This is a genomic window from Aeromicrobium sp., from assembly GCF_036675695.1.
Classification (GTDB): Bacteria; Actinomycetota; Actinomycetes; order Propionibacteriales; family Nocardioidaceae; genus Aeromicrobium.
Genome location: NZ_JAKFEL010000122.1, coordinates 1 through 1,923, shown reverse-complemented (window position 1 = coordinate 1,923; position 1,923 = coordinate 1). Strand labels below are relative to the sequence as shown.

The 1,923-nt window shown below is 67.5% G+C and carries 2 protein-coding genes and 1 pseudogene; 1 reads left to right on the top strand and 2 read right to left on the bottom strand.

Annotated elements, in window-relative coordinates; all coding sequences use genetic code 11:
* A pseudogene (locus tag V6M39_RS07785) lies at positions 1 to 228 on the top strand (MBL fold metallo-hydrolase); the annotation flags it as partial.
* A gap of 5 nt (positions 229 to 233) precedes the next feature.
* On the opposite strand, the gene V6M39_RS07780 reads toward V6M39_RS07785, so the two are convergent.
* On the bottom strand, positions 234 to 968 hold the full coding sequence (locus tag V6M39_RS07780) for a hypothetical protein (protein WP_332643246.1): 735 nt from the start codon (positions 966 to 968) through the stop codon (positions 234 to 236).
* Positions 961 to 1,728 (bottom strand): helix-turn-helix domain-containing protein, encoded by a 768-nt coding sequence (locus tag V6M39_RS07775; protein WP_332643245.1) that lies wholly within the window; start codon positions 1,726 to 1,728, stop codon positions 961 to 963. Before V6M39_RS07775 ends, V6M39_RS07780 begins: the two co-directional genes overlap by 8 nt.
* Between the last annotated feature and the right edge of the window lie 195 nt (positions 1,729 to 1,923).

Here is a 1,923-nt window from a genome sequence, read left to right as displayed (position 1 = left end):
GCCGTACTCGACCACTACGTGGTGCACCGCCGCGAACGCCTCGCCCAGGTCGAGGCGGCCCTGGGGCGGTTGGGGTTGAGCCCGGCCCAGTTGCCGCCCGACGTCGCCGAGGACCCCGACCTGCCCCGCCAGGTCGTCGAGGTCGTGTACGCCGACGTGGACGAGTCGTTGTGGGTGGCGGCTGAGTGGTCGGTGCGGGCGCAGTTGTCGTACCTGGCGGGCCGGTGAACGGCTCAGTTGTTCAGCTTCGCCGCACGCTCGAGTCGGTCGAGGGCCTCCGTGGCGTTCTCCACTGACATCGCGGAGTCGTCCTTTCGGCAGTAGGTGAGCATCTTTCGCAGTCGCGTGCGGTCCTTGTTCACCAACGCGGTTTCCCGGAAGTCACGGGCCGAGACAAGACTGGCCAGGACAACGAAGTCGGTGCAGTGCCGTGTGCTGGCACGGTCGGCGGCGATCTCGGTTCGCGCTGCGGCCTTGCCGACGAGGGCTCCCACGAGATTCGGGCGGAGGACGGTGCCGGTTCGGCCGTCGACCGTCACGAGCACGGGCTCGCTCCGGTTGAGAGCCTGGGTGGTGCCGGGCGCGGAGATGGTCGGGGCTCCACCTGCGCCGAGTCGAGCCGCCGCGCGTTGGCCGATGCCTTCCGGGATGAGGACGTCGATCTGGGCCCGGTCGCGCCGCCAGCGGTGCTGGATGCCATCGCCCGAAGTGTCCGGTATGAACCCCATGTCCTTCAGTGCACCGGTGAATGATTCCAGCATGGTGGTGGAGGCACGGACGTTGACGACGGTGTCGACGTCATTGGTCGGGCGGGTCGGTGTAGCGCCTCGTTCGGCGCAATGAAGGTGAACCAGTTGTCCGCCGATGAGGGTCCAGTCGGTGCTGATGCGGTTGTGGAGGTCCATGAGGGCGTGCCACGACTGCTTCTGTGGGTCGTTCATCGCAGGCAGTTCGACGGGCTCAGCCATGATCCGCTCCGCTGATGTGGGCTTCCCGTGCAACGATCGCGGCACGCAGGTCGGCGATCACGCGGATGACTTCGATCTTCTCGCGGACGCCGTCGTGCTCGGCCAGGTCCGCCGCGAGCGCGAGCGGAGAGCACACCACCTCATCGAGGTCACCCAGTGCGACCGGGCCTGCTTCGTCGGAGTCCACGACATGGAGGATGACGTTGGCGCGAGAGCCACGAGCAGGGGACAGCAGGTAGTCCGCGACGAGGTCGTCGAGGTCGTCGGCAGCCACGTATCCTTCGGCGACGCCGGCGGCAGACATGTTCGACGCTGCGAGCGAGACACCGGAAAGGTGGACGCGCTCGTCGTCACGGACGTCGGGCAGGTCGCGGGACGAGGCTTCGAACAGCGCCCGCACACCCCGATTGCGCAAGGCGTGCACGACCTGCGCTGCGGCATCGTCGATGTCCTCGGAGGACGCCTGCTCGAGCAGGCGTCTCAGCCGCGACCGAGCACGCGATCGGGCGGGCGGGCTGAGCTCCGCTGCGGCCTGATCGCTGGCGGCAACGGCGAGCAGGTCCCACGCGGACTTGGCCGACAGCGGTCGCCCCGGCCCACGGTGATGCTTGATCCGACGTACGTCGTTGACCTCGACGACCCATTGATGGCCGACCTTCTCCGCGGGCAGGGACCCTTCCCGGATGCGCTGATGGACGCGTTGCGGATGGACGCCGAGCATCTCGGCGGCTTCGACCACGCTGACGCGGACACCGGACATGGCGACCTTCCTGACCGTCTCTAATTGCGACAATTCTATAAGAACTTATAGGTTTCCTGCAATCGGCTCAGGCTCAGCCCAGCACGTTCGGCACCCGGCCGTACGCCTCGGGCTCCTCGGCCATGATCTTGGCCCGCGCCTTCACCCGGTAACGCCAGATCTGCACGAGGCCGACGCCCCAGAGCAGGTACTGGC

Bases quoted from the DNA above. Each gene is read 5' to 3' on its own strand.
- V6M39_RS07780 (WP_332643246.1), bottom strand. From the start codon at position 968: ATGGCTGAGCCCGTCGAACTGCCTGCGATGAACGACCCACAGAAGCAG.
- V6M39_RS07775 (WP_332643245.1), bottom strand. From the start codon at position 1,728: ATGTCCGGTGTCCGCGTCAGCGTGGTCGAAGCCGCCGAGATGCTCGGC.